The 5,366-nt window shown below is 63.4% G+C and carries 5 protein-coding genes; 3 read left to right on the top strand and 2 right to left on the bottom strand.

All coding sequences use genetic code 11. The annotated features are described in order from the left end of the window. Window positions 1-425: 425 nt before the first annotated feature. On the bottom strand, window positions 426-1,664 hold the full coding sequence (locus ACI2JX_RS22805) for a TIGR03862 family flavoprotein (protein WP_404691036.1): 1,239 nt from the start codon (window positions 1,662-1,664) through the stop codon (window positions 426-428). A gap of 149 nt (window positions 1,665-1,813) precedes the next feature. After that, window positions 1,814-2,728: a histone deacetylase gene (locus ACI2JX_RS22800; protein ID WP_404691035.1), complete on the bottom strand. Its 915-nt coding sequence runs from the start codon at window positions 2,726-2,728 to the stop codon at window positions 1,814-1,816. A gap of 224 nt (window positions 2,729-2,952) precedes the next feature. Between ACI2JX_RS22800 and ACI2JX_RS22795 the strand changes: the two genes are divergently transcribed. The 3 genes from ACI2JX_RS22795 (at window position 2,953) to ACI2JX_RS22785 (ending at window position 5,074) form a co-directional block, all read left to right on the top strand. After that, entirely contained in the window at window positions 2,953-3,522 is a 570-nt protein-coding gene (locus ACI2JX_RS22795) for a GNAT family N-acetyltransferase (RefSeq protein ID WP_264236872.1), read from the top strand. Between the two features lie 95 nt (window positions 3,523-3,617). After that, window positions 3,618-4,487 (top strand): acyl-CoA thioesterase II, encoded by an 870-nt coding sequence (gene tesB / locus ACI2JX_RS22790; RefSeq protein ID WP_264236873.1) that lies wholly within the window; start codon window positions 3,618-3,620, stop codon window positions 4,485-4,487. Further along, window positions 4,484-5,074, top strand: a complete 591-nt coding sequence (locus tag ACI2JX_RS22785) for an HAD family hydrolase (protein ID WP_368973399.1) — start codon at window positions 4,484-4,486, stop codon at window positions 5,072-5,074. The genes tesB and ACI2JX_RS22785 overlap by 4 nt, the downstream gene beginning before the upstream one ends. The last annotated feature ends 292 nt before the right edge of the window (window positions 5,075-5,366 follow it).

The raw sequence follows: 5,366 nt of genomic DNA, 5'->3' as shown, positions 1-5,366 counted from the left end.
GGGTTTAGTTGTGTCAGTGCCAGCCAGCAAGGGCAGGTACTGACACCACAAAACAGTTGATACACCAACAATCCCTGTGGGGGCTGGCTTGCCGACGGGTTTAGTTGTGTCAGTGCCAGCCAGCAAGGGCAGGTACTGACACCACAAAACAGTTGATACACCAACAATCCCTGTGGGGGCTGGCTTGCCGATGGGTTTAGTTGTGTCAGTGCCAGCCAGCAAGGGCAGGTACTGACACCACAAAACAGTTGATACACCAACAATCCCTGTGGGGGCTGGCTTGCCGACGGGTTTAGTTGTGTCAGTGCCAGCCAGCAAGGGCAGGTACTGACACAACAAAACAGTTGATACACCAGCAATCCCTGTGGGAGCGGGCTTGCCCGCGAAGAGGCCGTTCCTGGCACCCTCGGGGCAGTGCTTTGCTTCTAGGCTTGCTTAAGCCAATCCGCTGCCGCCCGCCCTGCGCGCAGGCCGCTGGCGAAACATGCAGTCAGCAGATAACCGCCGGTCGGCGCCTCCCAGTCGAGCATCTCGCCTGCACAGAACACTCCTGGCAGCTGGCGCAGCATCAAGCCCTCGTCCATCCCTTCAAAGCGCACCCCACCGGCACTGCTGATCGCCTCATCCAGCGGCCGCGCGCGCACCAGTTCGATCGGCAACGCCTTGATCGCCGCGGCCAATGCCTGTGGATCGGCGAAGCTCGCCTGATCGATCAGCTCACGGAGCAACGCCGCCTTGACCCCGTCGATCCCCACTTGGCTGTGCAAATGCTTGGCCATCGAGCGTGAGCCTCGTGGCTTGGCCAGGGCCTGGGCGATTTTGTCCACAGGCCGGTCAGGTAGCAGATCCAGCAGCAGCGTAGCTTTGCCCGCGCGATTGATCGCTTCACGAACCTGCGCCGACCAGGCATACACCAAGCTGCCTTCCACGCCTTGCGCAGTGAGGATGAACTCACCCTTGCGCGCAGCGCTGCCGGGAACGCTCAGGGCAATGTTCTTCAACGGTGCGCCGGCGAACTTGTTGACCAGCAGTTCGCTCCAGCCCGCAACTTCAAAACCGCAGTTGCTCGCCTGCAGCGGTGAGATATCCACAGCTCGTTCGGTCAGCAATGGCACCCAGGCGCCATCGGAACCCAGACGCGCCCAACTGCCACCACCCAGCGCCAGTACCAGCGCATCGGCGCGCACGCTCAATTCACCCTGTGGATAAGCGATCCGCAGCGATCCATCATCGTTCCAGCCCAGCCAGCGGTGGCGCGTGTGGATAACTACCCCACTGTCGCGCAGACGCTTGAGCCAAGCGCGCAGTAGCGGCGCGGCTTTCATGTCGCAAGGGAATACCCGCCCGGACGTGCCAACGAAGGTTTCGATGCCCAGCCCGTGGATCCACTCGCGTAGCGCCTGGCTATCGAAGTCGCGCAGCAGCCCATCGATCTTGCCGCTGCGCTCGGCGTAGCGCGAGACGAAGGCCGGGTACGGCTCGGAATGGGTGATGTTCATGCCGCCGACCCCGGCCAGCAGGAACTTGCGCCCCACCGAAGGCATGGCATCGAACACCTGCACCGCCACACCGGCCGCAGCCAGTGCCTCGGCGGCCATCAGCCCGGCAGGGCCGCCACCGATCACGGCGACAAGGGGAGGGGAAGCGGAGCGTAGTTCAGGCATGGAGGGCGGCAGGCTGTGGAAAAGAGCCGGCATTCTACCCCAGCGCGCCCCGTCGAAGCACTGTGCAAAAAATGATCAGTCCTTTGTAGCTCAGGCAGTTAGCGGGCTGTAGCCGCTTTCACTCAGGTTATCCACAAGCGGTTCCACAGTCATTGTGAACAACTGATGACCTTGGCCGCGCTGTGATGAAGGATGCCGTGGCGTTTGGCCAAGGCCATGCGGTCCTTGCTGTAGCCGCCGCCGATGACGCCGACTACCGGAATGTCGCGGCCCAGGCAGTGGCGCAGCACGCTTTCATCGCGAGCGGCCAGGCCTTCATCGGTCAATTGCAGGTAACCGAGGGCGTCGTCCTTGTGCACATCGACACCGGCGTCGTACAGCACCAGGTCAGGCTGGTACAGCGCCAGCAGGTAGTTCAGTGCATCATCCACCACCTTGAGGTACGCCGCATCGCCCATGCCTCGCGGCAGGGGGATGTCCCAATCGCTGTGCGCCTTGCGCGCCGGAAAGTTCTGCTCGCAGTGCAACGACACAGTGATGGCCTCGGGGGTGTCATGCAGGATCCGCGCGGTGCCATCGCCCTGGTGCACGTCACAGTCGAAAATCAGCACCCGATGCACCCGCCCGGCTTCGAGCAGGTAGCGGCTGATCACTGCCAGGTCGTTGAAGATGCAGAAGCCGGCGGGGTGGTCGTAGTGGGCGTGATGAGTACCGCCAGCGAGGTGGCAGGCGATGCCGTCGCGCAGGGCCATTTCGGCGGTCAGTAGCGAGCCGCCCACGGCGCGCACGGTACGCCTGGCCAAGGCTTCGCTCCAGGGCAAGCCGAGGCGGCGCTGGTCTTCGCGAGACAAGTCGCCGCTCAGGTAACGCTCGATGTAGTCGCGGTCGTGGGCCAGGGCGAGGACGTCGTTGGGGCAGAGCTCCGGGCGCAACAAGGCCTGGTCCGTGGTCAGGCCAGTGTCGACCAGGTGGTCGCGCAGCAAGCGGAACTTGTCCATCGGAAAGCGATGCTCGGCGGGAAACTCCGGGCTGTAGTCATCGTGGTAGATCAGCGGCAACGGCATGGTCGGTTCGCGGTAAAGTTCAGTGCTGATAGTGCCAGTTGGGTTGAGCGTGCGCCATTGCCGGGTCCGCTTCGCGGCGGTTCGGCGCTCCGACAAGCCCGCTCCCACAGTTTTTTGCAGCGCTGCAGAACCCTGTGGGAGCGGGCTTGCCCGCGAAGGGCCGCAAAGCGGACCCAATTTCGCCTAATCTAAATCGTGCAGGACAAACACCCGGAGCTCACTCGATGACGCCAATTCTTCACCTGGAAAGCGCCCGCCTGACATTGCGCCAATGGCACGATGAAGACCTGCGCGAGTTCGCTGCGATGTGCGCCGACCCGCAGGTGATGCGTTACTTTCCGGCGCCGCTGACGCGCCTGGAGGCGGCCGCGCTGATCGGCCGGATTCGCGGTCATTTCAATGAATACGGCTTTGGTCTGTGGGCGCTGGAGCGCAAGGACAGTGGCGCATTCATCGGCATGACCGGCTTGCTACACGTCAATTTCGACGCCCCGTTCGGCCCTGCCGTAGAGATCGGCTGGCGCCTGGCGCGGCGCCACTGGGGGCTGGGCTTTGCCAGCGAGGCGGCGTGGACCTGCCTGCGTTGTGCTTTCGCCCAATTGCGCCTGGATGAGGTGGTGTCGTTCACTACCCAGAACAACCTGCCGTCGCAGAAAGTCATGCAGGCCATCGGCATGCTGCACGACCCGGATGGCAGTTTCGAACACCCCCGCCTGCCGCCTGGCCACCCCTTGCGCCCCCACGTGCTGTACCGGATCAACCGCGCGCACTGGCAACAAACCCTGCGCGGCTGAATGGCTGGGCATGCGCGGTACTGATGACAAACCCTGTATCATTCTTCGTCTCAAAAATGCTGTAGCGCCGTGATGCCTTGCTAGGAGAACCCCCCATGAGCCATGTGTTGGACGACCTGGTCGACCTGCTGAGCCTCGAAGCGATCGAGGAGAACCTGTTCCGCGGACGCAGCCAGGACTTGGGCTTTCGCCAGTTGTATGGCGGCCAGGTGCTCGGCCAATCGCTGTCGGCGGCAAGCCAGACGGTCGAAGACGCCCGTCATGTGCATTCACTGCATGGCTACTTCCTGCGCCCAGGCGATGCCAGCCTGCCGGTGGTCTACTCGGTCGACCGGGTACGTGACGGCGGCAGCTTCAGCACCCGCCGGGTCACCGCGATCCAGAAAGGCCATACCATTTTCACCTGCAGCGCCTCGTTCCAGTACGACGAGGAAAGCTTCGAGCACCAGGCGCAGATGCCTGATGTAGTTGGCCCGGAGAACCTGCCCAGCGAAGTCGAGCTGGCCAGCGCCATGGCCGAACACCTGCCTGAGCGAATCCGCGATAAAGTGCTGTGCGCCAAGCCGATCGAGATTCGCCCGGTGACTGAACGCGATCCGTTCAACCCCAAGCCGGGCGATCCGGTCAAATACGCCTGGTTCCGCGCCGACGGCAACCTGCCGGACATCCCGGCGCTGCACAAGTACCTGTTGGCCTATGCTTCGGACTTCGGCCTGCTGACCACCTCGTTGCTGCCGCATGGCAAGTCGGTGTGGCAGAAGGACATGCAGATCGCCAGCCTCGATCATTCGCTGTGGTTCCACCGCAACCTGCGTGCCGACGACTGGCTGCTGTACGCCACCGACAGCCCCTGGGCCGGTAATGCCCGTGGCTTCTGCCGCGGCAGCATCTACAACCGCGCCGGCCAACTGGTGGCCTCGTCGACCCAGGAAGGCTTGATCCGTCATCGCAAGGACTGGGCATGAGCCTGAGTGACGTGCGCAATTGGGTGTTCGACATGGATGGCACCCTCACCGTCGCGGTGCATGATTTTGCCGCGATTCGCCAGGCGCTGGGCATCCCGCCTGAGGACGATATCCTCACCCACCTGGCGGCGTTGCCGGCCGCAGAAGCGGCAGCCAAGCATGCCTGGTTGCTGGAGCACGAGCGCGATCTGGCGATGGCCTCGACCGCCGCCAGTGGTGCGGTCGAGCTGGTGCGTGAGCTGGCCGGGCGCGGTTGCCGGCTGGGGATTCTCACCCGTAACGCGCGGGAGCTGGCACATGTCACGCTGGAGGCGATTGGCCTGGCCGATTGTTTTGCCGTCGAGCACATCCTGGGGCGTGACGAAGCGCAGCCCAAGCCCAGCCCTGATGGTTTGTTGAAGATTGCCCAGGCCTGGGAGGTGGCGCCGAGCGAGCTGGTGATGGTCGGCGATTACCGGTTTGATCTCGACTGCGGCCGGGCTGCCGGGGCGCGTACAGTGTTGGTGAACATTCCGGATAACCCCTGGCCAGAGCTGGCGGACTGGCATGCGGCGGATTGCCGGGCATTGCGGGCGCTGCTTGGCTGATATTGTGGTTGCCAGTACCGGCCTCTTCGCGGGCAAGCCCGCTCCCACAGGGCTAGGAGTTGGAACAGCGGTCTCTGTTGTGTCAGCGATGGCCCCTCGCAAGCATGCCTGCTGCCCTAAAGGCCCGTACTGACGCAGCCAAGTAACTGAAGCACCCGCAATCCCTGTGGGAGCGGGCTAGGAGTTGGAACAGCGGTCTCTGTTGTGTCAGCGATGGCCCCTCGCAAGCATGCCCGCTGCCCTAAAGGCCCGTACTGACGCAGCCAAGTAACCGAAGCGCCCGCAATCACTG

It is taken from the genome of Pseudomonas sp. NPDC088890 (assembly GCF_044900155.1).
Taxonomy (GTDB): domain Bacteria; phylum Pseudomonadota; class Gammaproteobacteria; order Pseudomonadales; family Pseudomonadaceae; genus Aquipseudomonas; species Aquipseudomonas urmiensis.
Note: the sequence above shows the minus strand (reverse complement) of the source record. Positions and strands in the feature narration are given on the sequence as shown.